The sequence below is a fragment of the Desulfoprunum sp. genome, assembly GCF_053613775.1.
The window spans coordinates 240759-265802 of the sequence record NZ_JBSHXH010000008.1 but is presented as its reverse complement, the minus strand read 5'-3'; the positions used below and the strand labels follow the sequence as shown (position 1 = coordinate 265802).

Genomic DNA, 25044 nt, shown 5'->3' with positions numbered 1-25044 from the left:
TGAAAAAAGAGGAAATTATTGATATTCTGCGTAAATATAAAAATGAACGTGCCAATTATTACGGCATCATGACAATCGGTATTTTTGGTTCATTCTAAGTTGCATTCAATGTCATTAACTTAAAGGATCGGTTTGTAGTTTAAGCAGAATTTTCTCTGTGCTCTTTTGTGGTCACAATGAATTTACCGAGATTCAGATCTTCGATATCCTTCTCAAAGATCCGGAGTTGAGCAATGAGGTTTTGGGTGCTATAGACAAAGCGATTCCATACCCCATCTTCTTCCGGCTATGCTATGAAGGGCGGATTAAAGGGGTTGCGGCATATAAGCGAATGGCGGTAGATGGTTCCGGTAAATGGCTGGTTGATGAGTATTTTGCGACCGAATGGACGGATTCCACGAATCCGGCAATGTCTCTGCCCGTGGCGCTTGACCTGAAGACCTTGTATGAGCAGATGCTCTTTATGTATATCGATCTATCGCCGCGTGAGGGGGAAGCACTAGAAACCTTGGTGGAGCGGATTAAACTGATCCGGAAATACCGCCGAGAATTACAGGCGTTGGAAGCAAAAATGAACTGCGAAAAGCAGTTTAACCGCAAAGTTGAATTAAATGCCAGATTGGAGCATATCAATCACATGGTAAAATCCGATTTAATACGTGTGGCTGTTTTTGAAGGGAAACATATTCGCAAAATCATGAATGAAGGCGAATGGTGGTTTTCTGTGGTTGATATTGTCGAAGTGCTTACCGGCAGCAATATACCAAAACGATATTGGAGCGATCTCAAGCGTAAGTTGGCTAAAGAAGGGTATTCTGAGTTGTACGATAAAATCGTACAACTGAAATTTGTCGCTGCTGATGGGAAATATTACGCCACCGATTGCGCCAACCCTGAAACCATGTTCCGTATCATCCAGTCAATTCCCTCACCGAAGGTTGAACCACTCAAACAATGGCTGGCGCGGGTAGGTTATGAACGGCTGGAGGAGATTGAGAACCCCGAGATTTCCATGGAGCGGATGCAGGCGCTGTATGAGAAAAAAGGGTATCCGAAAGAATGGATTGACAAGCGGATGCGCGGCATTGCCGTCCGGCAGGACTTGACTGACGAGTGGAAAACTCGTGGGGCCAAGACCAGCCTGGAATATGCGGTACTGACCAATGAGATCATGCAGGGGGCTTTTGATCTGAAAGTGGATGAGTACAGGCAGGTGAAAGGATTGGCACGAGAGAACCTGCGCGACCACATGACCGACATTGAGCTGATTCTGACCATGCTTGGCGAGGCAACCACCACCAAACTGCATCGTGACCGGGATTCTCAGGGGATTGAACCGCTAAAGAAGGATGCCCAGGAAGGCGGCGCGGTTGCGGGCAGCACCCGCAGGGACATTGAAAAACGATCCGGTAAACCAGTGGTGACGGGCGAGAATTTCAAGGGGTTGATCGGTAAAAGGAAGAAGAAAATAACGTAGGGCTCTCTGTCGGGTAGGCGCACATTACCTGTGACCGAATTTGCAATCAGTGGTGAACGTCCGATAGACCGGGCTCCCGTCGATGAGCCCCTACGATCATAATGTGGATACTGAAAGGAATTACCATGGATAAGCTGAAAATGCAGAGCCCCAATCTGGTGGATGCCAATATCGATAAAATCGCTGCATTGTTTCCTCACTGCATTACCGAAGATCGGGATGAAAACGGTGTGGTGCGTCGAGTGGTGGATTTTGACCAGTTGCGTCAGGAGCTTTCAGCCAGTCTGGTGGAAGGACCACAGGAGCGATATACCTTGAGTTGGCCGGGTAAAAATGAGGCGATTTTGACCGCCAATGCGCCCATTGCCAAGACCTTACGGCCCTGTGAAGAGGAGAGCATTGATTTTGAGAATACGAAGAACCTCTTTATCGAAGGTGATAACCTGGATGTGCTCAAACTTCTTCAGGAGACCTATCTGAATACAGTAATGTCCGGTTAAGGACTTGCATAGGTTTTTTGGGTTAAAGCGTTGCCTTGGCTTTCCATATCAGAGTCGTGCAATTCAGCGGTCCTCGATTCATTGTGGATTTTGTTTCGCAGCTGCCGAACTCTTTTGATGCTGACTGATTCTCCATGCTCCTCATAACAATAGATGGCGAGCAAAAGATAGGTGATCAGCCCGACAAGCATCTGGATCATCAATCCATGCGGGCTTCTTGAAATAAGATGATACACTTTGACTCATCTTCAACAGTTGAAAAAAAATAATTATACGATTTCAGATTGATAAAGGACGCATAAAAAGTGTTGGCACTACCTGGCATGGACAATCTGCGGAAAACCCACTCATATTTCACGTATGGTTTGCGGCAAGGCAACACCAACCGCCTGAAACACCTTGCCACAGGTTCCGCTACATGCCGTGCGGACAGTAAGGCTTCGACCACTTTCCTCGACAACGACCTCCTGCAAGGCCTGGAGATCCCGCTTGATATCCGCCCATTCGAACCGATGGCCCGCAGCTTCCAGGCGGCGATCCAGTTCCTTACGCAGGACAAGCGCCAGAAAACTGCAAAAGACATGGCCCCGGATTGTCTCGTCCCGTTTGTGGAAAACCGGCCTGGTGTCGAGCACCGACTTCACGTCGCGGAAGACCTGTTCCACCTGCCAGAGTTCCTTGTACTTGCGGGCCACCCGCTCGGCAGAGAGGGTCATATTGGTGCGCAACACCCATTTGCCATCAAATCGGGCTTCCGCCGCGATCTTGTCTGTATCGATTGTCATGCCACCTTTGCAGACCTTGATATATCTGGCATATCCGCGATTACCGACCAGCCCTTTGGGGTTGGTTTGAATCCGCTCCTCGAGGGCTGCGATCATGGCTTGTCTCGCGGCCGCATCTTTTCTCTGCTGCCTGGCGTTGCGGCAGACGATGTAACGCCGCCCCTCCGCCAGAACCTCTTTGACAGCCAGGGGCGAAGGAGACTTGGCATCCGTTCTCTCGGGAGAGACCTCGTGGTACCGCCCGGCTCTGGAGAGGACCTCTTCGCTCACCTCTTTCACCCGGCGCATCCTGGCGCCCAGGATATAGGGAATATCGCAGTCCGGATTCTCCAGGCTCTTGATCGTATCGGCGCTTATCATGCCCCGATCCGCTACGATACGGAAGCGCTTGATGCCGAAACGACTTTGCAGTCTTGCCACCACCGGCAGCAGGCTCGTGACATCGGCGGTGTTGCCGGGCCACAGTTCACAACAGATAGGGCGGCCATTGTCATCGAGAATCGCCCCGACCACCATCTGTTTGCGGTCAGGCCGGTGGTCTTTGCTGTGCCCGAACTGGCCGAGAGTCTCGCCGCCCTCTCCCTCAAAGTAGATCGAGGTTGTATCGAAGAAGACAAGGTCCAGGCTGGTAAACAGGTTGCGGTGTCGGGCAAACAGTCCTTCCTCGATCAGGTCTTTCGTGCAGCGGGGGCTGAAAGGTGTCGCTCCATGCTGATCAATCAAGATCTCCCCGAGAAATGCCATGGCCCGATATGCGTGATGCAGGGCGATTTCCTCGGCTCCGGCAACCGCGTAGTCACGCCGCCACTGCTCACACGACCGGTCGGATCCCGACATGAACAAGCGATGCAAGACCGTGAGGAAAATCGCCCGCTCAATATCAAATGCAAACTTCCGGTCAGCAAGCAGGTTGTTGATAATCGTCGGCAGGCCGAGTTCCAGCCAGAGTCGTGCAAAGATCGGTGCCGGGCCGATTTTTACGGCATGGGCGGTGACATCGACCTTGCCGGAGAGAACCGGCAAGGTCTTCTCCGAGAACCTGGCCAGCGAGCGGATAAGGGTCTCGACACTTTCCTTGGCCTGGAGTTGATCGAGACGACCAACGGTGGAGATGACACGCTGGCAGACTTTGCCACCGATCTTGTTGTTTTCGACAAGTTGCAGATACTGGTACCGGCCGGATTTTTTGATGCGTGCAAACATGGAGGCCTCCCTTGTTGAGGACACCCCCGGAATATCGATAAACAGCCTATGTAGTCAAGAGAATGTGAAGGTTGCGTTGGCACTACCGGTTTTACATTTCCTAACAACCTGCATTGTTAAATCAATAAGTTGCAAAAGGAATAGAGCAAAAACTATCCCTCAAGTGTTGAAGAAAAGTCTAACCGGACATTACTGGTCATGAATGAGTCAAATATGTTTTTCCGGCAACTCTGTTCCCTTCTCCATGATTCCGATATATTCCGTGTAACTGAACAGCCGATTGCGTTTTCTGGCAGTAAGCTCCTTGACGATATCAAGCCTCTCCAAATACCCCAATGCCTTGTTGACCGTAGCAGGGGCGAGCCCAGTTTTTTCCGCCAACCAGTTGGAAGTGACAAGAGGACGCTCCATCAAGGCCCGATGGATCTGAAGGATCGATGCGGCCACCCTTCCCAAAGCACGTATGCGGTCATGATCCCGATGTGACTGATCCAGAAGCAGCTGCGCGGTCTCTACTGCCTGGCTTGCGGTGGCTATCACTGCCTCGGCGAAGAAATCGAGCCAAACCTCCCAGTCACCAGTGATCCGCACACTATTGAGCAATTCATAGTAGTATTGACGATGGGTCTTGAAGTACAGACTCAGATAGAGCATCGGTTCCTGCAGTACCTTTTGTTCACACAACAGGAGGGTGATCAGGAGACGACCGAGACGCCCATTTCCGTCAAGAAACGGATGAATCGTTTCAAACTGCACATGAACCAGTGCTGCTTTCAGCAGGGCCGTAGTTGTTTCAGGCTGATCGTGCAGAAAGAGTTCGAGTTTGCCCATGCATTCCCGCACTTCATCTGGTGGAGGAGGGACAAAGGCAGCATTGCCTGGGCGGCTACCGCCAATCCAGTTCTGGGTTCGTCGAAACTCGCCCGGAGATTGGCTGCTCCCTCTTCCCTTTGCCAGCAGAACACCGTGAATTTCCCGAAGCAGGCGGAGCGACAAGGGCATACCCTCTGCCATACGGCGGAGGCCATGATCGAGAGCAGCAACATAATTGCTGACTTCCCGCACATCATCCAACGGAACGCCAGGCTCAAGATCAAGTTCATAGAGCATAAGATCCGACAGCGAGGACTGCGTTCCCTCGATCATCGAGGAAAGCACCGCCTCTTTGCGCACATACATATATAAAAATAAAGATGTGTCAGGCAGCAGGGTCGATACGCTGTCAAGCCGCCCCAGTGCCAGCAGAGCCTCATCGAACTTTTTACGCAGTTCAGGAGTCCAGTCGATGGATGGTGACGGGGGCAGTGGAGCAGGGATGAAAGCCTGAACCTTCTCACCGACCGTCGATATGGTCACATACCTTCCTTGGAGGTCTCGCCGCATGGAACCACCTGGAAATGTAAAATAAGAAAAGACGTTATTTTAAGATTATTTGGTTTATTAAAATAAAACATCCGTCAGAAAGAAAGCAAGCATTATCAAGATTGAGACCAGTGATTGGGAGGTTCATGTTGTTGCAGCTTCAAGAAAGATTTTGTCTGGCTGGAGCAATTCTATTCGAAACTATCAAGAAATATCCTCATCCCGCCTGACCTGTTCTCCTCCTTTCAAATTGTCGAGATAGTCGGCCCAGGTCTGCATCATCTTCCGTCGCTCGGGGAGATACTGGGCGTGATTGTAGGCGGCTTTGACTTTGTTGCGTTCTGCATGGGCGAGTTGTCTCTCGATTACGTCTGGCTGCCACCCTTGCTCATGGAGAATGGTTGAAGCCATCGCCCGGAAACCATGCCCCGACATCTCCTCTTTGGCGAAGCCCAGCCGCCGCAAAGCGGCCAGGACTGTATTTTCGCTCATCGGTCGGCTGCCGGGCCGCAGTGAAGGGAAGACGTACTGCCCCAGCCCGGTCAGCGGTTTGATCTCCTCCAGTATCCTGACCGCTTGATCAGCGAGGGGGACGATGTGGGTGGTCCGCATTTTCATCTTGGCGGCCGGTATCTTCCATTCACCTTTTTCCAGATCAATCTCCTTCCATTCGGCATGCCGCAGCTCTCCTGGCCGAACGAATACCAATGGCGCCAACTGCAGGGCACACCTCGTAATCAGGTTTCCGCGATACCCGTCTATCGCCCGAAGCAGTTCTCCAACTTTATCCAATTCGGTAATGGTGGCCATGCTCTTCGGTCTCGTTGGCGGCAATGCACCACGAAGGTCGTTTGAAGGATCCCTTTCAGCCCGACCTGTCGCTATCGCGTACCGAAAGACTTGACCACATATTTGCTTGACCCGGTGCGCCGTCTCCAACGCCCCTCTTTCCTCGATACGGCGAAGTACTGCCAGCAGTTCCGGCGGTTTTATATCAGCGATAGCCTTTTCCCCCAGCCAGGGGAAAACATTGTTTTCCAATCTGCTGATGATTGTACGGGCATGTCCTTCGGTCCAGGTATGCTTGAATTTCGCGTACCATTCCATAGCGATGGCTTGCAGGGAGTTCTCGGTCTGTTTCCGCAATTTCATCTTGACCATCTTCTTATGCAGACCTGGATCGATATCGTTTTGGAGCAGTCGATGTGCTTCATCGCGTTTTTCCCTCGCCTCCTTGAGACTGAGCTTGGGGTACACCCCATGTGATAGGGTTTTTCGTTTTCCCCCAAATCGGTAATCCTGCCGGAAATACTTCCCTGATTGACTGACCAACAGGTACAAGCCCTTTTCGTCGGTCAGCTTATATGCTTGATCTTTCGGCTTTGCATTACGGATGGCGGTATCTGTCAGCGACATGACGGTATCTCCTCTGTTAATCCTGCTGGAAATACTCCCCCATTGGACTGATCAACAGGTGCAAGCCCTTCTTGTCGATCAGCTTATATGTTTGATCTTTCGGCTTTGTATTGCGGATGGAGGTATCTATCAGAGGCATGACGGTATGTCATAGATTTCTCTGGACACTACAGGAAAAGAAAAACCCCGAAAGCCTTGTCAGCTCTCGGGGTTTTGGACTTTGCCAGTTCTCTCTGGACTTCATTTTGGTGGAGGGAACGCCGACCTACCGCAAAACAGTCCCAAAGCCCGCGCTCCTTGTAACTCCTTGATAATAAACGCCGAAGTCATTTCACACAAGCACTTCCCGCCAAACCGACCAGAGAAACGATTTTCTCCCCTGATTTCCCGGCACCGGACGAGGGTGACGGGTTTGCAGTAAAACCGGATACCTGGTGCTCAACCGCAACAACTTCGAATCCGATTTTCGGACGCCGGTTCGGTTCCCAAAACATCGGCGGCATCGAACAACCGTTCCCTGGTAGCCGCTTCGCGACGTTGTTTCTTCCCCATCAACATATCCTGACCCTGAGTCCGGAAGCCGAATGATCCCTTGAGGGCCATTAAGGAGCCTGGAGGGCCCTCCAAGTCTCTTTCTGCAAAAAGCTCCCCTCAACGTTGTCTTCCATCTCATCAAACATCCGCCAGGGGACGGAAAAGGAGAGCACATTCCTGTCAAGCTGTTTCTTGAGGTTCTTTCTTGCAGAAAGGTCAGTAAGGCCGATAACCGCCCGGGGACGCTCGGATCGTGCCTCCCGGTAGGGGAGGATCCCGATCTGCTGGCACCCCGCGGCAAAGGGGGCGATCACGTTCAGATTGTCCCCCCTGCCGTAATTGGCCAGCACCACCAGGGCGGAGAGTTGGTCCGGATCGGCCAGAAATACAATCACCTGGGGCTGTTCCCGGGTCGGGTCGAGATCGGTTAGGGGTTTAAAGACCACGTATTTTTCAGGCACCTCCATGATGGGCAGGCTGTCAATGAACCTTTTTAGCAGCTCCGGGGACTTCATATACCCTTCCCCGTGGCGGAATTTCTCCGAAAATTCCTTGCCTGCTGCAGATTCCACCTTTTCAGCCATATCGCGGCCTTCCTGCCAATTCTCGTTGCCCGTGGACAGGAAATGATAGAAACAGTCAATGCCGCCGGGGAAGTTGAGATACTGGTTCCCGAATCCCAGTCCGACTCCGCCGCCCCAGCAGCCGTAGGTCTTTTCATCGAAGGCCGCGGTTCTCCCTTTGGCCGCGGCCGCCAGCATCCACATGACACAGCCCCATTTGCCCTGTTTAAAGCCCATGGCCTTCTCGGGTCTATCATCACTCCAGAGGATGGCCACAGGATGGTATTTCAAGTTAAGCGATCGAGCTATCTTGCTTTCCATGCCTACACCTCCCTATTTGTTGAATTATTCGCTTTAGGCCCGCTCTTTCCAGTATGCATACCCCTACAACGCAACATGTCAATATAAATACAATATGCAGTATTCGTACTCCGAAGCGACCTACAGCATGTGGCACACATGTTCATAAGTGCCGTTGTAGGGATACTCATAGGGCCATTCTTCCTGATACCAGTTAGTGTCTGTCCATGTGGAGATAACATCGAGAATTAATTGAGAATAATCGCCTTTTTGGGGTGCCTTTTTTGGTGATTTATGGTAAGTAGAATTGTGCAACCTATCAAAATTACGCAATTAACTACTTCATGGAGTCACGAAAAGATGCGAAAAACACGCAATCAGCAGATTCCTCTTGCCGAGGTAACCACTGACCACCCCAAGGCGAAAGAGTTTGCACAGATCGGTACAATACTCGACAGCAACGATAGCATATACTCTCTGGCACGACAAGACCTTGGTGTATCCGACAACAATGTTGGGGCAAATGGGATGACGGCCGAGCAGGTTATTCGCGCTGCGATTATAAAACAGATTGGTGGTTACACATACCGGGAACTGGCGTTCCATCTGTCAGATTCCCGAGTCTATAGCCATTTTTGCAAGATTGGCATTGGTAGAGCCTTCAAGAAGTCCGCTTTACAAAAAGGGATCAAGGCCCTCTCGGAAGAGACATGGGAGCAGATCAATAAGACCGTGGTAGACTATGCCGACAATCAGGACATCGAGAAGGGGCGCAAGATACGAGTAGACTGTACGGTTGTCGAATCGAATATTCATGATCCGTATGATTCGGAACTGCTTGTTGATGCCAATCGAGTCTTGGCCAGGGTTCTGGCTACTGCAAAGGCAGAATTGCCCGGTATCGTTTTCTCCTTTACCGACCATCTGCGCCGGGCCAAACACAGAAACCTCGAAATTATGAATGCCAAAAAGGCTGAGGATAGGGAAAAGCCATACAAGGATCTCATCGAAGTCACCGAAAAGACAATTGGTTATGGAGAGAAGGGATTGAGGGCATTGAATTGTTATGTCGCCGCAAGCTTGAAAGAACAGGCGTTGATATCAGATATTACGCAACAACTGCAACATCATATGCCCCTTGTTCGCCAGGTTGTGTGTCAAACCCGGCGTAGGGTACTTGCGGGCGAGTCGGTCCCCGCCCAGGAAAAGATTGTCTCGATATTCCTTGGGTTTGCGCCCGGTAAGTTGACACATCTGCTGAAACCAAGGCGTGGTGGGGCTTTTGGCGGAACATGCAAATTCGGTGTGTGTCTACAAGATCAGGCTGTCTCTGTCAGCTGAATGACCTGCGGTGGCACTTTAATCTTTAGTGATTTCAAGATGTTTATCGCATCTTGGGTCAACTCGTTGGGCATGAGCACACGGTATTTTAAATCAAAAAATTCTGTGATCCGGAGCATGTCCGGAGCCCTTTGAATATGATGCCAGGACCGGCCACATGCCGGCTCGGCGATCCTCTCGATGAGCAATGCCAGCACACAGATCTTCACATGGCTCTCAATCCGCCGGGATGCCCAGTGGTACATCGGTGTCAGCTTGATCTGGGTGCGCTTGAGCGAGCGGAAGCACCGTTCGATGACCATCAAGCCTTTATAGCCGCAGGCGGCATCTTCCAGGCTGATGGTGTCGTCATTGGTCTCGATCACCCATTTGCCGTCGTATTTGGCTGCCGCAACTATCTGCCGCTTGACCTCGGAGACGCTTGCCATGCGGCAGGCGAGGAGATACTTGCCGCAGGCTTTGGCCAACTCGGCTCGATTGTCCTCGGAGTTCATGCCCGAGTCGGCAACGAACATCGCCCGGCCGAGGTTCCAGCCTCGCAGATCGGCACGGACCCGCGCGACGGTGCCGACATCGGCGGTATTGCCGGGCAACACCCAGCTGCGCACCGGCACGCCTTCGCGGGTAACGGCCAGAGCCACCACGACCTGGGGCGCCCAGCCCCCTTCCTTGCCATGCCCGAATTTGCGCAGGGTGGCATTGGCGTCGGCATCCGAATCATCTTCGGCGTCGACATGGAAGGAAGCGGTCGTCGTGTCATAGAAGATCAGATCGACTTCCAGGTTGAACAGATTGGCGGTATTGAAAAACACCGTCTTCTCAACTTCATCGATGTTGGCATGGAGCAGGTCCATCGCCTCATACATATGCCTGAGTTTCAGGTTCTGGCAGGAAGGCAGGTGGACGGTGGACAGCCAGCGGTCCCAGACGCCGAGTTTCGATTCCGGATCGCACAGCCGGTTGGCGACCATGGCCAGCAGGGCGCGCTCGTACGGGACTTGGACCCCGGCGGTTTTCTCAATGGCCTGCAGGGCCTTTTTCAATCCCAGTCTCTCCCAAAGTGCCTCAATGACCATTGGGCGTCCAAGAGCGAGGGTCTGCCTGATTTTCAGATCAGCCGGCAAACCGACGACTTCCGAAGAGGGCCCAGTGTTCCCGCCGGCTGGATCGGTGACGTGCAGCCCACAGACCCGGGCGATGGATCGACAGAGGCGAACCAGTTCCTGCCGGTCGAGCTGATCGACTCTCCCGAAGTTATGGATGATTTTGGCGACCGGCTTACGAGTTTCCGGATGACGCTCGTTATGGGCGAGCTGAAAGTACTCGGCGACCGAGCCGTCCTTGTTGGTACGTTTTGTAGTTCGAAGATACATGCTTACATGAATAGCATCTTAATCCACTCTATGCAAAGATTAATTATCAACTCGTATGCCTACATAAAACAACCGGACCCTAACCCATGTTTAACACCAGGAATTATTTCTCTCGCCAAAACAGCCAGATAGTCGGCAGAAAATTTCCCAGTGGCACTACATCCACGTCGTTGACCTCACACCACCATCTTCCTGACGCCAACCGGAGAGGCTGAGAGGCCCAGCGCTTCGTAGAGCTGTTGCAGTTTCGGTTCGGCGACGGTGGTCTTGCGGACATGCAGCGTTCTACCGTCCTTCTGTCTGAAGGTCGCAGTGATCCGGCGCTGTCCTGCAAAGATCCGTCGCAGGGTCGACCAGCTCTCCTGGAAGCCTTGATCCTTCAGGCGGCGACGCAGCGCCTGTACCGCCTGATAGGCCAGGACGGTGATGAACAGGTGCCCCTCCGCCCGATCCTCCCGGTGATGGTAGATCGGCCGCAGACCCAACTCCGACTTGAGGCTGCGGAAGACCGCCTCCAGATCGGTGAGCATGGTATAGGTGCGCCACAGGGTGTCCTCATCCCAGCTCAACTCGTTGGTGCGCAGGCAGTAGACCCCGGGGTGGGTCACCATCGTCCCGGCAACCGGCTGCTTTTCCCAGTTCAAGGCCACGATCTTGTCGCCGGCGGCATCCGGCGTCAGTTCGATCCGGTAATGCTGGGCGATGCCGTGGCTCTTCTCCTGCAGCCGGCCGAGTCGCTGCAGGATTTTGTCGCGACGTTTGTCGCCGCGCGGGGTTTGCAGGGCGGCGGCAAGCTTTGCCAGGCCGCGCTCGAATCGCTCGCTGAACCGCTGCGTTATCGCGGTTTCCTTGTTCTCTCGCTGGCCGGAGTGGCAGTAGAGGCGCAACTCGGTACCATCCTCGCTCAAGACCCGTTGAATCCGCACCGTATTCTTTGCAGCCGTAGTCACCGCGATCGCCTGCTCGGCGGCGAATTGCCGTTTTCTCTCGCGGCTGACCACCAGATAGCGATAGTGCTGGCCCGTCAGCCAGGCAATATTGGCCTCGGTGGCTATCCCCCGGTCCATGATTACCAGGGCCCCTGCCGGGGCCGCCAGCCCGGTCAGCATCTGTTCGAGGGTGGCGGCCTCGATGGCGTTGCCCTCGAACATCCGCGAGCGCCGAACAAACCCACTGCCATCGAGGACCAGGCCGAGGGTCACCAGCGGACAATCGGACCGTTTTTCCTTGGAATGGCCCCGTCTGGCCTTGCCGTTACCGGCCATCGCCCCCTCGAAATAGGTATTGGTCAGATCATACAGCGTTACCGTGGCCGGCAGCGAAAACAGGTCACTGATCCGGGAGAACAACCGTGCTTCGATGGCCTGGCGGTGTCGGACCAGCAGATCCGAGGTTCGATACAGCCGTATCAACGGCATCGCCTCGTAGTCGACATCGAGCAATTCCCCCAGCCCGCTCTGTCCGGTCAGCCAGGCATAGGTCGCCAGCTCGCTCCCCGGCTCGGCCATCCGGCCGATGATACTGCCGAGCGTGGCCGCCTGCTGCACCCCGTTCAAACCGACCTCCGCCAGGATCCGCGGCAACTGAAGCTCCGCCAAAGCCGCCAGCCCGGCATGCTCCACGCCGATGGAGCGGGGACGGACCAGTTCCAGGGAATCAATGTCGACCTCCTGATAATCGACGGTCTCCCGGACCTCGCCCCTCTCCTCCTTCGGGCCGCTCATGACCAGGCGGGCGGCGTAGCGCTGCGCCAGCTTCTCTACCGCAGGGGCTCCGGGGATCAGGCTCAGCTGACCGGCCAGAATCTGTTCGATTCTGGTACAGAGTTGCGGCCAGAGCTCCTTGGCAAGATCGAAATTTTTGCCCAGATTGAGCAGGGTCTGTTGCCGCACCTTGCCGCCGGTCCGTACCGAGGCGACCAGGCGGAAGGTGCTGTAGGTTTCCCCGGTCGGGCTGCTGCTGGTTTTGGTTTGTCGAATATACATGGCCACAGCATAGCCATATCCGGGGGCAAAAGTCAATCCCCTTGAATAATATTATGGCACTACAAAGTGACCCTAACAATTATCACGCAGAAATACCAATAGTTACCGGTTACGATGGAGCGGTTATAACGGCTACATGGAGCGGATGCGCTAAGCTTGGGCTAACAACAAAAAAATTCAAGCAGCTGATTTTACATGATCCACGGTTTGTCCCAGGAGTAAAACCGGCCGGCTTTCTGCCTACTGGCCGCAAACCCAAGTATTCGAAAAACATACCGATATTATACGAAAAGACCGCCGTGACACCTATTATGGTTACAAGATCTGTGTTACGGGCGGCTCTTCGAATCTGATTCTTGATTGTGTGGTTCTTGAAGGCAACCCGGCTGATTCGGAATTAACAGAGATGATGCTGGACAGGCAAGAGGCCATTTATGGTCGCTACCCCTTGAAGGCGGCGTTTGATGGTGGGTTCGCCTCTCATACAAACCTGGAAAAAGCAAAATCCAACGGTGTTAAGGATGTTTGTTTCTCCAAAGGGCGTGGTCTTGAAGAAGAGGATATGTGTCGCAGCAGGCAAGTGTATAAAGGTTTGCGGAAATTTCGAGCGGGGATTGAGTCGGGAATATCCTGGTTGAAGCGCAGCCTCGGCTTGGACGGATGCACCTGGAAAGGTTTCAGGTCTTTCAAGAGCTATGTCCGGGCCTCGATCGTTTCGGCAAATTTATTGACATTGGCCCGCAAACAATTGGCCTGAAGACGCAGGCGCACTGTCCGATCTCGACTTGTTTGGGAGAAGTGCGTCTTGAGCAGGCCATTGGGGCCGACAAATATGCGCCCGACAACAGGGAAAAACTATCGGCATAGTCGATGGTGAATTGATGCGCATATAGTAAGTCAGGGTGTGGCGACGCTTACTCGAAATTCACGATTTATGGACAGACACCAGTTAATCAATTCCTGCATCCTTTTTCGATGCTCCTCCTGCACCTTTTCCACCATAGCGAAACGCCTTTTCTCCTCCCAGGCCCTTACCAGGGTCCTGCCTGAACTAAAGGCCTGCTCGCGGTTTTTCTCAGGCACTTGGGTGTCCGGCCCGGTGGGACCCATGACGGCCCAGACAGCATCAACCGGAACCGCACCGCTAACCATGAGAAAATGATTAAGGTATTGGACAATGGGCCACTCATCTCCTCCACCGGAAGTCACCACGCATGCCCCGTATTTGCCATCAAGGGCCATGCAATGAATCAGACTGGAACAACGATCGATAAACACCTTTAATTGGCCGCTCACGTTGAAGATATAATTGGGCGTGGCCAGGATGATCCCGCCTGCCGCAATCATCTTCTCCTTTATGGACTCAAACTCGTCCTTTTGGGGGCAGCGGCCCTTTTTGTGGCATTGATCGCAACCCAGGCACGGCTTTACGGAATCGCCTCTAAGAACAATAGTCTCACATGCCGCCCCTTCACTTTCCGCACCTTTTAATACTTCTCCAAGCAGCTTTCCCGTGTTCCCTCTCTCCCCATGGGGGCTTCCGATGATGCTAAGAATTTTCATGAAATTGCCTCCTTGTGCATCTAAGGTGTTGTCATCGTAAGATCATCAATACCCCAAAAATCAGTATCAGCAGAATAAAAACAGGACCGTAAACCCTCTCCAGGGTGCTTGCCCTGACACGGCCCAACCAGATCGGCCCCCAAAAGGCCCCTGCGCCTGCTCCCAAGGAGAGAAAAAAGGCCAGGGTCCAGTCGAACTGGCCCAGCAGCAGGTGACCGGCAAGGCCGGAAACAGCGTTGAAAAAAAGGACAAAGACAGATGTCCCCACCACCATGTCCACCGGAAGGTTTAAGACATAGAGCCCGGCGATGACCGGCGGAGTCCCGCTGAGTCCAAAAAGCCCGGCCATGACGCCGGAAAGAAACCCAAGGAAAAGCCCCAGCAAGATTTTCAATCCACTCATCCGCACCTGCGCCCTGCCGGGTCGATGGGTATCCCTCATCCTTTTTCTGGCCGAAAGACACATTTGAAGAGCCATCAAAAGCATGAATACGCCAAAGGCCTTTTGAAGGAGGCTTGCAGGCACAAGGCTTGATGCATAGGCGCCGATCCAGGCACCGATCAGGCCGCCTACCCCGAAGACTATCCCTGCGCCAAGGTCCAGATTTCCCTGCCGGAAATGACTTATGCTAGCGCTTATGGTGGTGGGGATGATCGCTGCCAACGAAGTGGCCACGGCGACCTGGGGCTGCACCTGAAACACAAGACTCAAAACAGGGACAAAGTAAAACCCTCCACCTCCTCCGAACAGGCCCACCAGGCAGCCGGCAATAAAACCAAAAAACAACAATGAGATAAAGAGAGTAACACCGTCCATTTACTTTAATTCCCCATCCAAGGAAGATTATCCCCATTAAGACCGGCCCCAAAGGTCTGCCAGCACTCCGAGCACAGGGCCAAAAAAAATACCGGCAAGGTGAATACTGTGATCAGCAGCCCCACAGAATAAACAGGCATACCGAGTTCCCGGGCCATGGCTGGAAAAGCGGGGGTTATACTGGATACCCCCATAACAGCACTGAGCGTAACACCAAAGATCGGCTGAAGGTTGGGATCAAAATATATAGGCCTTTTTCTGGCCGATTTCATGCAGACTCGCCCACCCTTTTCAGGAAGGCCTCTCTGCGCTCCTTGTCCCATTGGGAGCAGAAGGCGGGTTTGCCCTTCATGGTCCTTCGCATACACAGGGAGCAGGCGGGCTCGCAGGCCACAATCGGGCCGGGCACGATCCCTTGGGCTTTTTGGGGCCAGAGGGGATCGGCCAGGAGCACGCGGGCCAGGCCTATCAGGTCTGCCGCGCCTTCCTGGAGTATCCTCTCCGCGGTCTCCGGGCTTTGTATCCGTCCTGCCGTGACAACAGGCGTACCGGAAACGGCCTTTTTGATCTCGGAGGCAAAATGTGCCATGTAGGCCTCCTCCTTTTCCCGTTGCTGGTACTCCGGCAGGACAAAGGCATCGTATGTGCCGGCCATGACCGAAAGGTAGGCAACCCGCCGGTTTTCCAGCTCCCTTGCATAAACGGCGGTCTCTTCCGGATGAAGCCCGTCGGGCAGCCATTCGTCAGCCAGGAATCGATACCCCACCGGGTAGTCTTGCCCCGCCTCTTTTAACACCGCATCCACCACTTCCAATGGGAAGCGCATCCGGTTCTGAAGCGTTCCACCATACTGATCCGTGCGATGATTGGTCCTGGGAGAGAGGAACTGAACGATCAGATAGCCGGTGCCCCCATGGATCTCCACCCCGTCAAATCCCGCCTCCCTGGCCCGACCGGCGCCTGCTGCAAAGGCCCTGACAACCTGCTCTATGTCCTTTTGCGTCATCTTTTGCGGGACCACATCGCCTGTCTTCACAGGCGAAGGCGCCAGTCTTTCCGGGGTATAGGCATACCGCCCGGTGTGATTGAGCTGAAGAAAGGCCAGGGCGCCTTCGGCCTGAATGGCCCTGGCAAGGTTTGAAAGCCCAGGGATGAAGCGGGCATCATCGATCCGCAGCATGTAAGGAGAGCCTAAGCCCGACGGATCGACTCCCGTGTGCTCCACCACGATGGCCGCAGCCCCGGAGGCGGCCATCTCCCGGTAGTGGTCCAGCAGCAAGGAACTGACCGTGCCGTCCGGGTTGGCGTATCCGAGATAAAGGGGCGTCATCATGATCCGGTTTTTAAAGACCGCCCTGTTTATCCTTAGTGGGCTGAAAAGCCTGCGTTCTCCTGCCATGGTGTTTTTCCTCCTTTCCGAGGGGCTTCTTAATCCGTTGCACTTATCCGGGCCCTGCGCCTACCCGAAAATCTACAGTCGCGTCCACAAAAATCTGGTAAGCAGACCTACTCCCAGTAACACGTCACCCCCCCAGCAAACCCCACTCCATTTATCCCGGTGTTTCTGTCTCCAAGCCCCGCATTTGAGACATGGTGGAACATACATTCAACATCGAGCGATAATTCTGTTTGGATTGCATAACGAAAACCGAGACTGGCCTGCGAATTAGGGTTCAATTTCATTTCCAACAAGGTTTTGCGAGTAATCCTTGTACAGGTCGGTGTATAAAATACCGGCCCCTGCCTCTTTTCATAATCCGGCCCCACCATGGCGCAGCGGAAGCCGACAAATAATCCAAGCGCAAATCTAGCGTGGCAGGGGACGTCAACTCCTGGTCCTCTGCAAATACCGTCAGCCCACTGCCGAGTCTGCCAGATTCCATGGCTGCGGGGGCGGTAGATAGCTTGTCACGAGTTGGCGCGCACGCGCAGACGGTTTACCAGCAAATCGTCTCGCAGAGTTTCCTCCTTGAGTGCGGTTAACTCTTCGACATCCCAGTTGGCGCTGAGATAGCGCCCCGTTGCCCAGTCTGCCTGTCCGGAGGCCAGCCAGACGATAAAGCCGGCAGCCAGTTCGGGACTATCGATGAGGTAGGCATGCCTATCCTCCGGCATGTTCAGCCCAAGCTCGGTAGCGACACCGCCGGGATGGATGGCGAAGCACTTGATGCCGTCTTGACCATGGTCCACGTTGACGAATTCACAGAGACGGTTGATCGCGTGTTTGGAGGTCTGGTAATCGGATGCCGTCGGGGCCAGCATCTGCGCCCCAATTGACGACAGCAGAATCAGATGACCGCCGCTTGATCCTTCGGTGGCCCATCTTTTTGCTGATTCAATGAGATAAGGCATGGAGAAGCGTATGACGTGATAAACCCCTCTCATATTTACTTCCCAGGTGCGCCACCAGCTCTCGGGATCAGACTCACCGATCTTCGCCCAATGAGCAAGATGGCCGGCGTTTGCATCGGCCAGGTCGATGGCACTGAATTTTTCCACGCAGTCCGAAATGGCGGCTTCGACCTGTGCGGCGCTGGTGACGTCACACGTCGAGCAGGCGCATTTTGTATCCGGGTTTGCCTGCCGGATCAGGTCTCGTGTTTTTTCAAGCGCCTGTTCTGAGCGTGCGGTTATATAGACCGCCTTTGCGCCCGCCTTGGCGAAGGCGAGAGCGGTAGATTGACCGATTCCCCGTGATCCGCCGGTGATAAAAATGACCTTGCCCGACGCGCTGTTTTTCAACGCCGAAGTTGGGTCGATCGCATCATATAGGGTATGATGTTTCGTCAGAGAAAGGTCTTGGATATCAATCGATGCCATGGGGGGCTCCTTTAAAATTGGTAATCATTCAAAGATCTACTTTATGTATCCATGGGCCCGCAGCGCGTCGTCCCTGCGGTTCCATCACGGTCAATGAAACGCTTCACTTCGTTTATTGGTTAGTGTCTGTCCATGTGGAGATAACATCGAGAATTAATTGAGAATAATCGCCTTTTTGGGGTGCCTTTTTTGGTGATTCATGGTAAGTAGAATTGTGTAACCTATCAAAATTACGCAATTAACTACTTCATGGAGTCACGAAAAGATGCGAAAAACACGCAATCAGCAGCTTCCTCTGGCCGAGGTAACCACTGACCACCCCAAGGCGAAAGAGTTTGCACAGATCGGTACAATACTCGACAGCAACGATAGCATATACTCTCTGGCACGACAAGACCTTGGTGTATCCGACAACAATGTTGGGGCAAATGGGATGACGGCTGAGCAGGTTATTCGCGCTGCGATTATAAAACAGATTGGTGGTTACACATACCGGGAACTGGCGTTCCATCTGTCAGATTCCCGAGTCTATAGCCATTTTTGCAAGATTGGCATTGGTAGAGCCTTCAAGAAGTCCGCTTTACAAAAAGGGATCAAGGCCCTCTCGGAAGAGACATGGGAGCAGATCAATAAGACCGTGGTAGACTATGCCGACAATCAGGACATCGAGAAGGGGCGCAAGATACGAGTAGACTGTACGGTTGTCGAATCAAATATTCATGATCCGTATGATTCGGAACTGCTTGTTGATGCCAATCGAGTCTTGGCCAGGGTTCTGGCTACTGCAAAGGCAGAATTGCCCGGTATCGTTTTCTCCTTTACCGACCATCTGCGCCGGGCCAAACACAGAAACCTCGAAATTATGAATGCCAAAAAGGCTGAGGATAGGGAAAAGCCATACAAGGATCTCATCGAAGTCACCGAAAAGACAATTGGTTATGGCGAGAAGGGATTGAGGGCATTGAATTGTTATGTCGCCGCAAGCTTGAAAGAACAGGCGTTGATATCAGATATTACGCAACAACTGCAACATTATATGCCCCTTGTTCGCCAGGTTGTGTGTCAAACCCGGCGTAGGGTACTTGCGGGCGAGTCGGTCCCCGCCCAGGAAAAGATTGTCTCGATATTCGAAGAACATACCGATATTATACGAAAAGACCGCCGTGACACCTATTATGGTCACAAGATCTGTGTTACGGGCGGCTCTTCGAATCTGATTCTTGATTGTGTGGTTCTTGAAGGCAACCCGGCTGATTCGGAATTAACAGAGATGATGCTGGACAGGCAAGAGGCCATTTATGGTCGCTACCCCTTGAAGGCGGCGTTTGATGGTGGGTTCGCCTCTCATACAAACCTGGAAAAAGCAAAATCCAACGGTGTTAAACATGGGCTAATGTACCACCTGATGTACCATTCGATATTTATCTCGAACCTATAAAAACAGAAAAGGCATTAAATGGTTGATTTAATAACAACAAACCACTTAATGCCTATCTATTTGGTGGAGGCGGCGGGAGTCGAACCTATAGCCTGTATACGAAATAACTATCCGTTATTATAGGCTTTAGCCTCTCTGAATCTTGTCGAATGGATCACCACATTGGCACATCTATATACTTAACTTGCTTGCTCGCTTTAAGCCAAACATTAGGTAAAGATTTGGATTGATTTTCTTCCATCTCAGTCTTTAATTAAAGACTCCTCCAATGACGGAAGTGAATTGCTGGGGAAGACCCCTCTTGTACCATTCAAGTTGAAACCCAAAACAATCGATTACAAGTTGATTAACATCAACCCCTAGCGACTCAAGGCTGAAGATTAATTTATCCGGTTTTTTACATTTTAGTCTTTCTTTTGCTGCGCATGGCTTGCAAGCACGGCAAGAACCTGATCCAACAACTAGTAATCCATTTGATTTATAATTTAGTAGCTCTTTATCGAGCAAAGATTTTAGCACAGAATTTGAAGCCCTCACTCGATTATATGGTGTAGATTCTGAGTATTGCTCAAGAGCTATTCTGTAACAAATGACTGTTAAAGTAGTGTATTTGGATGAGAAAGTTTTAAATGAAGGACTGTAAGGTGGGCATGAATACTTATATCCAAAATTTACGCAACCAGATTCACATAATGTGTAAAATTTTCCTTTATTAGTCGTTATGTTAGTTATCGGTATCTGATTCGTTAGCTTTTCGATTTCTAGGATTCTAGTTGGTGTTTTGTGGTTAATTATTTTAATATTGACCATTACTTTTTTATTTCATTATCTAAGAGAGATATATCATGATTTTTACAATACACACCGATTTCTGATAGAAAATCAATTTTGATTTTTTCAAAAACTGACGGTTTCGTGTTATCTAACTCAAAAACGTATCCTAGTCCATCATCGCCAAATTTCACTTCCCATCTAAATTTAAATGATCTTTCAGCATCTTCTAGTGCAGGGCGAAATCTTTCCGCCCACTTTCTAAATATCCGTTTTACAAAATCTTTCTGATCCTCTATAGGGATAAACGGATATTCTATTAAAACGGCGATGTTACTAGGTTCCTTTTTTTTGGTATTTGAAATGTGAAATTCTTTGATTGTAACTCGTTCAGCGCTACCCTTGACTCCTACACGCATATCTGCCAGTGTAGGCCTTGACCACTCTTGTATATCGTCGCAAAAAACCAAAAGAAATGGCAAATTATTTGCTGCTAGGTGATATATTTTGGGAGTAGTATGTGAAGCTATTGCGTGTAAAATTTCACTTCGAATTGCAAACTGTCGAGCATCTTCGGAGTTAAGAGGTTTAGCATTTTCATTGCTATAGTCAGACTCAATAAAAAAAGTTAATGTTTTTAGCAATAGAAGACAACTGACTATGCCATGATCAAATTGCTCCCATGATTTAGAGAATTTAGTGTAATATTTAGTTCTTAAATGATTGGTCCATCTGATTGCTTTTTTATTTCCCTTCTTATTTTTCTTCTTCCCTATTTTTTCGTACGGAATACAAACAGAACTTATTAATTTTAACAAAAACTTGACTAAATGGTCATGCTGGTTTTCAAAACTAAAACGTGATCTCGTAAAACCGATGTTTCCAAACTGAGACATCATTTTTTCCAGCTGATCATTAACCTTTTCTACCTTTTCGAGTGGGTATCCTAAATCATGGGTTAAGGCAACGATAGCCCACATAGCAGAAAGTTCTGCTGTAGACAATTTTAATTTATAGCTATCCTCACCTTTAATTGGTTCAAACCATTCTGGGTCAGCATGATCTATATGTTCAACACTAGCATGTGTAACAGATCGAAGTGTAAAACTCTTACCATAATCTTTTAGTAGGTTAACTCCTGTCAGCCAAACATTTAAAGGATGAATTACATGGTCACGATAATATTTATCTGCTCCGTATAGCGTGGATTCAAACTCAGTAAATTGCGCGAAATATTTGGATAATTCATTTATTCCGTAAACGTTCGCCTCTGCAACTTGAGGAACAAGCGGATTCCCCATCTTTGTTTTTACTTTTCCTTTCTGTCTACCTGTAGTTTCATAAAACGAAGCTTCACGATGATCATTAATTCTTAAAAAATAAATAGCATCTATAAGAATTAGACGCCAAAGCTTTCTCAATTCCTCTACTTTTACATCTCTGTTATTGGCATAGAAGTTATTGAGAACTGTGTAGGTATAAGGTTGAAGAAAAGCAAGGTGTGGTTCATTCTCTTGATATCCAAGTATAACTTTGAATAAGTCGGGAGAACTTTTACTTTTTTCTTCTGCGAGCTTTAAAAAAGGTGGTTTAGAGGTGTTTGGTTTTGTCATCTCAAATTAAATATATAAAAATTGTGCAGGACAAGTCTCGATACCTGTTATTCTCAACTTGAGATTTGATAGCTTTATATTCGTTTTCGATTTAGATAAAAGAACCTCAATCTTACTATCTTTAATGTCACCCAGAATGAACTCATTAAATGACTCATCTTTAAAAGCTTCACAAGGAAGAGCTTTCCCATCATAACGAATGATAAGTTTTGATTCTCCTGCATTGCAGTATTTGGGATTTTCAATGTAACCTGAAAACGGAATTCCTATTCTCAGTTTTCCACTCTTTTGAAACTTTTCTTCAATCTTCAAAATTATTTCTCTCAAAATAACTGCATCATTTTGATTTGGTATCAATAGGTTTTTATAAATTCGAGCAAACCCTTGGGCAACTATCCGCAATAAGCTGACTTTGTCTATCCCCCAGGATATAAAATCTTCAACTGAGCTTTCCAAAGTTGATAAGTTGATTCTATTCGGCACGATGTGTACCTCAACAGTAAATCCGTCTTTCTTCGCTGCAAATATCGATTTCTTAGTCAGATAGAAAGACCCTGGGTGACGTGTAATTTTATCGTGTACAGTTTCGTCCGAAGATTGGACACCAAAGATTAATTTGACGGCTTTTTTATCAAAGTTATTCCATCGCTCGAAGGATTCAGGTGTTTCAAAAAAATCAAACACAATACCTGTCGTATATATAGAGACTCTAAGGTCAAGCGACACTAAAGTTGATACGATTTCTTCGATATTAGGATGAAGAAGCGGTTCTCCGCCAGATAGAGATATATCCTTAAGCCCAAGCGCTTTTGCCTGCCTGCCAATTTCTATTATATCTTCACGAGCTATTATGTGCTTAGCTTCTCTACTAGACAAAGAAGAACAAAAAAGACAACAATTCGCACATTTTTGGATTATCTCTATTGTCAATTCAGATAATAGGCTATCCATAATTACACCTGAGGTCTAAATTTACGCTGACAGAACAGCGGACAAAATCTTACCTGTTCCGAGATCAGCGTTTGATCCTGAAGGAAGTTCCAATATATTGCTTTGGATCTTTTCAGTATCGATACTCAAGTATCTTTGTCTTGTAATGGCACTGAAATGTCTACCCTTTTCGCAGACAATCATATCAATTCCATTTGTATAGATCACTAAACGAGACAGAAGTTCGTCTGATTCAGGTAAAGCTTCAGATAGATTCTTCAATCCTTTTCTGATCATTTGAAGGCTAAGCCCTTTTATTTTCAGGGTAACTATCATTTTTAATCTGATAATATCCCTGAAACTATAATAATAGCTTTTGCCAATTCTTTGAGGATGGACCAATTCACTTCTGACCCAATACTTTAATTGGTTCTCTGTTGCTTTAGTGAGTCGAAGTGCTGTCTTTGTGGGGATGGATTTTGTCACGGCTAGCCACCATTGGATTAAAATGGACTAGATTATACCTTATATTAATCCAAACTGCATCGATTGCAAGACCTTTCGACTCAGTTTGCGCCGGAAAAACAGCAAGATCAGTCGAACCCTACCGCTAACGAGCTTACTTCGCTCGATTCTTTTCATTATGTTGGATTTGCAACTGGTTGCAATAAAGCAGCTAGAGGACGGTTTTTCCACTGAATTTGCCCAGCATGGCTCCCTCAACCAGAAAAGGGACAGTGATAATGCTAGATAGATCCAGAGGGCGATGATTGATAGCAGAAGTGCTTGCCATGTTCCGCTTCGAAAGTATAATAGACGACGATCCAAAGTGATCGAAGCCAAAATTCCAGAGCAGAGGCACTAAATCTTGTCGAACCGGAAAGGGCTTCACTTGGTGGTAGTCACTGCAGAGCCGTTACCAAGTCAAATAGCCTCCATCGCCCTTGGCACCGGAGACATTGACTGCACCTACCACATTGCCTTGCCTGAATTAATCGAAGCCGTTTCCCGAACCAAATATAAAGATGGGCCGGGGAGCTGCTCAATACCATGATGACTGGCAAGCGCCTTCGAGACAGAAGCGACCTTCCTCTAGATTTGGCCAAATAAGCTGACGGGAGGTTGGCGCTTCAAGCACTGCGATCAATTTTCTTCAGCGGCCCCAGGTCCAACTGTTCCGGCCATATCTCCAATAAGCGCCCCAGTATCAACTCAAGCCCTTTTCCAAATCTTCCAGCCATTTCGGCTTCGGCACTCCTGCCCAGTTTGGTGGCCTCCTTTTGCAGGGCTCGAACCGAAGACCATCTTGCCCAGAAATGAAACACCTGAGCCCCTGGCCCCTTCAAAGGTCCTACACGTTCCGAAAACTTTGCCATTGCACTGAGCCGCTGTGTCTGTTCTATGACCTCGTTGAGGAAGAAGAGGTGGGTACGGATTTTCATGTCATTCACTTCGGCCAATCCCAAACCGACCAGTGTCTGCCCGTCTCCAATATCCAGGAAGCTCTTCCTTTCTTCATGATCGGGAGGAAAGACGCAGTCTTTCATAATTCTATGCAAAGCTTCGACTCCTGAGGATTTAACCTTAGCGGCAATATCCCCTTCCTTCCCTTCTTGAAGCGCCCGGTCGATTATCTGACGGTAATGGTCCTGCTCCTTCTGACTGGCTTCATTTGCGTTTGAAAGGGCCAACAGGATTGTCTCATTTTTTGTCTTAGCCTTCGTCCCCATACGTTTCTCCTGAGACAGCCTGCACGAGACTGAAAAAGTTGTAATGCGCTGCATCGGTAGCTATTGCCTCAACCTGTGTATGCCCCCATGAGCTTCCAGAATTCCCCTTGTAGCTTCCACTGACTGAATTTAGAACCATTTCCACAGCCTTTAGTCGGACCTGTTCAGATTTGGCATTTTGCATCAACTGGCGCAGCTCATCGATAGCACAGAGAACCATTGCATTCAGCTGCACCTGAGCCAGCTTCAATGCTTCCAGCGAAAAGGCTTGGAGAGCAACGTTGAACTCCTGGTTGTGGTTGATCCACTGGGAAACTGTCGCAGGATTGATATGGAGAGCATCGGCAACTTCCTTCCCTGTCTTACCCATGGCCAGAAGGGGAATAGCCTTTCTTTGCTTTGCCGTTAGCTTTTGAGTGACGAGTTCGAGATTCATACGCATTAGGTTCCATTGGTTTTATTTGCCTATGAATCTGTATAGAACCTCCGTAGGAAGTCTTCAAGTAGATAATCTCCAATACCT

22 protein-coding genes and 4 pseudogenes are annotated in these 25044 nt (G+C 50.1%); 7 read left to right on the top strand and 19 right to left on the bottom strand.

Annotation, left to right across the window (positions count from 1 at the left end; translation table 11 throughout):
- Positions 1-157 precede the first annotated feature (157 nt).
- Together ACWGKN_RS16060 and ACWGKN_RS16055 are read left to right on the top strand one after the other, a co-directional pair.
- The gene (locus ACWGKN_RS16060; RefSeq protein WP_452095625.1) at positions 158-1477 is read left to right on the top strand and encodes a DUF4391 domain-containing protein; all 1320 of its coding nucleotides are present in this window, start codon (positions 158-160) and stop codon (positions 1475-1477) included.
- A gap of 125 nt (positions 1478-1602) precedes the next feature.
- Positions 1603-1965: pseudogene (locus ACWGKN_RS16055) on the top strand (site-specific DNA-methyltransferase); the annotation flags it as partial.
- An 8-nt stretch (positions 1966-1973) separates the two neighbouring features.
- On the opposite strand, the pseudogene ACWGKN_RS16050 reads toward ACWGKN_RS16055, so the two are convergent.
- The 5 genes and pseudogenes from ACWGKN_RS16050 to ACWGKN_RS16030 form a co-directional block, all read right to left on the bottom strand.
- Positions 1974-2219, bottom strand: a pseudogene (locus ACWGKN_RS16050) (IS4 family transposase); the annotation flags it as partial.
- 105 nt (positions 2220-2324) lie between these two features.
- Complete coding sequence (locus ACWGKN_RS16045; protein ID WP_452095624.1) at positions 2325-3965, bottom strand: IS1634 family transposase; 1641 nt, start codon at positions 3963-3965, stop codon at positions 2325-2327.
- Between the two features lie 207 nt (positions 3966-4172).
- Positions 4173-5348: a Fic family protein gene (locus ACWGKN_RS16040; protein ID WP_452095623.1), complete on the bottom strand. Its 1176-nt coding sequence runs from the start codon at positions 5346-5348 to the stop codon at positions 4173-4175.
- Positions 5349-5531: 183 nt separating this feature from the next.
- Positions 5532-6743 (bottom strand): tyrosine-type recombinase/integrase, encoded by a 1212-nt coding sequence (locus ACWGKN_RS16035; RefSeq protein WP_035232234.1) that lies wholly within the window; start codon positions 6741-6743, stop codon positions 5532-5534.
- A gap of 602 nt (positions 6744-7345) precedes the next feature.
- Positions 7346-8161, bottom strand: coding sequence for a DUF169 domain-containing protein (locus tag ACWGKN_RS16030; protein ID WP_452095622.1), 816 nt, complete (start codon positions 8159-8161; stop codon positions 7346-7348).
- A 339-nt stretch (positions 8162-8500) separates the two neighbouring features.
- On the opposite strand from ACWGKN_RS16030, the gene ACWGKN_RS16025 reads away from it, so the two are divergent.
- The gene (locus tag ACWGKN_RS16025) at positions 8501-9481 is read left to right on the top strand and encodes a hypothetical protein (RefSeq protein ID WP_452095621.1); all 981 of its coding nucleotides are present in this window, start codon (positions 8501-8503) and stop codon (positions 9479-9481) included.
- Here ACWGKN_RS16025 and ACWGKN_RS16020 read toward each other — a convergent pair.
- Positions 9460-10854: an IS1634 family transposase gene (locus tag ACWGKN_RS16020; protein ID WP_452095620.1), complete on the bottom strand. Its 1395-nt coding sequence runs from the start codon at positions 10852-10854 to the stop codon at positions 9460-9462. The genes ACWGKN_RS16025 and ACWGKN_RS16020 overlap by 22 nt on opposite strands.
- 176 nt (positions 10855-11030) lie before the next feature.
- Positions 11031-12839 carry an IS1634 family transposase gene (locus ACWGKN_RS16015; RefSeq protein ID WP_424254120.1) on the bottom strand — a complete coding sequence of 603 codons (1809 nt, stop codon included), beginning with the start codon at positions 12837-12839 and terminating at the stop codon, positions 11031-11033.
- A 259-nt stretch (positions 12840-13098) separates the two neighbouring features.
- On the opposite strand from ACWGKN_RS16015, the pseudogene ACWGKN_RS16010 reads away from it, so the two are divergent.
- Positions 13099-13596: pseudogene (locus ACWGKN_RS16010) on the top strand (transposase); the annotation flags it as partial.
- Between the two features lie 140 nt (positions 13597-13736).
- Here ACWGKN_RS16010 and ACWGKN_RS16005 read toward each other — a convergent pair.
- The 6 genes from ACWGKN_RS16005 to ACWGKN_RS15980 form a co-directional block, all read right to left on the bottom strand.
- Positions 13737-14402 carry a flavodoxin family protein gene (locus tag ACWGKN_RS16005; RefSeq protein ID WP_424255798.1) on the bottom strand — a complete coding sequence of 222 codons (666 nt, stop codon included), beginning with the start codon at positions 14400-14402 and terminating at the stop codon, positions 13737-13739.
- A gap of 31 nt (positions 14403-14433) precedes the next feature.
- Positions 14434-15219, bottom strand: coding sequence for a sulfite exporter TauE/SafE family protein (locus tag ACWGKN_RS16000; protein WP_035234479.1), 786 nt, complete (start codon positions 15217-15219; stop codon positions 14434-14436).
- A gap of 5 nt (positions 15220-15224) precedes the next feature.
- On the bottom strand, positions 15225-15491 hold the full coding sequence (locus ACWGKN_RS15995; RefSeq protein WP_452095619.1) for a hypothetical protein: 267 nt from the start codon (positions 15489-15491) through the stop codon (positions 15225-15227).
- A complete protein-coding gene (locus ACWGKN_RS15990) occupies positions 15488-16618 on the bottom strand; it encodes an oxidoreductase (RefSeq protein WP_452095618.1) in 1131 nt (376 codons plus the stop codon). Before ACWGKN_RS15990 ends, ACWGKN_RS15995 begins: the two co-directional genes overlap by 4 nt.
- A 107-nt stretch (positions 16619-16725) precedes the next feature.
- Positions 16726-17067, bottom strand: coding sequence for an acyloxyacyl hydrolase (locus ACWGKN_RS15985; RefSeq protein WP_452095738.1), 342 nt, complete (start codon positions 17065-17067; stop codon positions 16726-16728).
- Between the two features lie 60 nt (positions 17068-17127).
- Positions 17128-18039 carry an SDR family NAD(P)-dependent oxidoreductase gene (locus ACWGKN_RS15980; RefSeq protein WP_452095617.1) on the bottom strand — a complete coding sequence of 304 codons (912 nt, stop codon included), beginning with the start codon at positions 18037-18039 and terminating at the stop codon, positions 17128-17130.
- 265 nt (positions 18040-18304) lie between these two features.
- On the opposite strand from ACWGKN_RS15980, the gene ACWGKN_RS15975 reads away from it, so the two are divergent.
- Positions 18305-19477, top strand: coding sequence for an ISNCY family transposase (locus ACWGKN_RS15975; protein WP_452095616.1), 1173 nt, complete (start codon positions 18305-18307; stop codon positions 19475-19477).
- Between the two features lie 249 nt (positions 19478-19726).
- Here the strand turns inward: ACWGKN_RS15975 and ACWGKN_RS15970 are convergent, their stop codons facing one another.
- From ACWGKN_RS15970 to ACWGKN_RS15955, 4 genes are read right to left on the bottom strand one after another with little or no spacing between them, the layout of a single operon-like run.
- Positions 19727-20287 carry a DUF2284 domain-containing protein gene (locus tag ACWGKN_RS15970; protein WP_452095615.1) on the bottom strand — a complete coding sequence of 187 codons (561 nt, stop codon included), beginning with the start codon at positions 20285-20287 and terminating at the stop codon, positions 19727-19729.
- Positions 20287-21861, bottom strand: a complete 1575-nt coding sequence (locus tag ACWGKN_RS15965) for a hypothetical protein (protein WP_452095614.1) — start codon at positions 21859-21861, stop codon at positions 20287-20289. Before ACWGKN_RS15965 ends, ACWGKN_RS15970 begins: the two co-directional genes overlap by 1 nt.
- 6 nt (positions 21862-21867) lie before the next feature.
- Entirely contained in the window at positions 21868-22812 is a 945-nt protein-coding gene (locus tag ACWGKN_RS15960) for a radical SAM/SPASM domain-containing protein (RefSeq protein WP_452095613.1), read from the bottom strand.
- Positions 22813-22833: 21 nt separating this feature from the next.
- Positions 22834-23277: a MerR family transcriptional regulator gene (locus ACWGKN_RS15955; RefSeq protein WP_452095612.1), complete on the bottom strand. Its 444-nt coding sequence runs from the start codon at positions 23275-23277 to the stop codon at positions 22834-22836.
- Positions 23278-23613: 336 nt separating this feature from the next.
- Between ACWGKN_RS15955 and ACWGKN_RS15950 the strand changes: the two are divergent.
- Together ACWGKN_RS15950 and ACWGKN_RS15945 are read left to right on the top strand one after the other, a co-directional pair.
- A pseudogene (locus ACWGKN_RS15950) lies at positions 23614-23845 on the top strand (NgoMIV family type II restriction endonuclease).
- On the top strand, positions 23830-23901 hold the full coding sequence (locus tag ACWGKN_RS15945) for an NgoMIV family type II restriction endonuclease (RefSeq protein ID WP_452095737.1): 72 nt from the start codon (positions 23830-23832) through the stop codon (positions 23899-23901). The pseudogene ACWGKN_RS15950 and the gene ACWGKN_RS15945 overlap by 16 nt, the downstream one beginning before the upstream one ends.
- Positions 23902-23921: 20 nt before the next feature.
- Here the strand turns inward: ACWGKN_RS15945 and ACWGKN_RS15940 are convergent, their stop codons facing one another.
- The gene (locus tag ACWGKN_RS15940; protein ID WP_452095611.1) at positions 23922-24521 is read right to left on the bottom strand and encodes a hypothetical protein; all 600 of its coding nucleotides are present in this window, start codon (positions 24519-24521) and stop codon (positions 23922-23924) included.
- The gene (locus ACWGKN_RS15935; RefSeq protein WP_452095610.1) at positions 24505-24957 is read right to left on the bottom strand and encodes a helix-turn-helix domain-containing protein; all 453 of its coding nucleotides are present in this window, start codon (positions 24955-24957) and stop codon (positions 24505-24507) included. Before ACWGKN_RS15935 ends, ACWGKN_RS15940 begins: the two co-directional genes overlap by 17 nt.
- Positions 24958-25044: the final 87 nt, after the last annotated feature.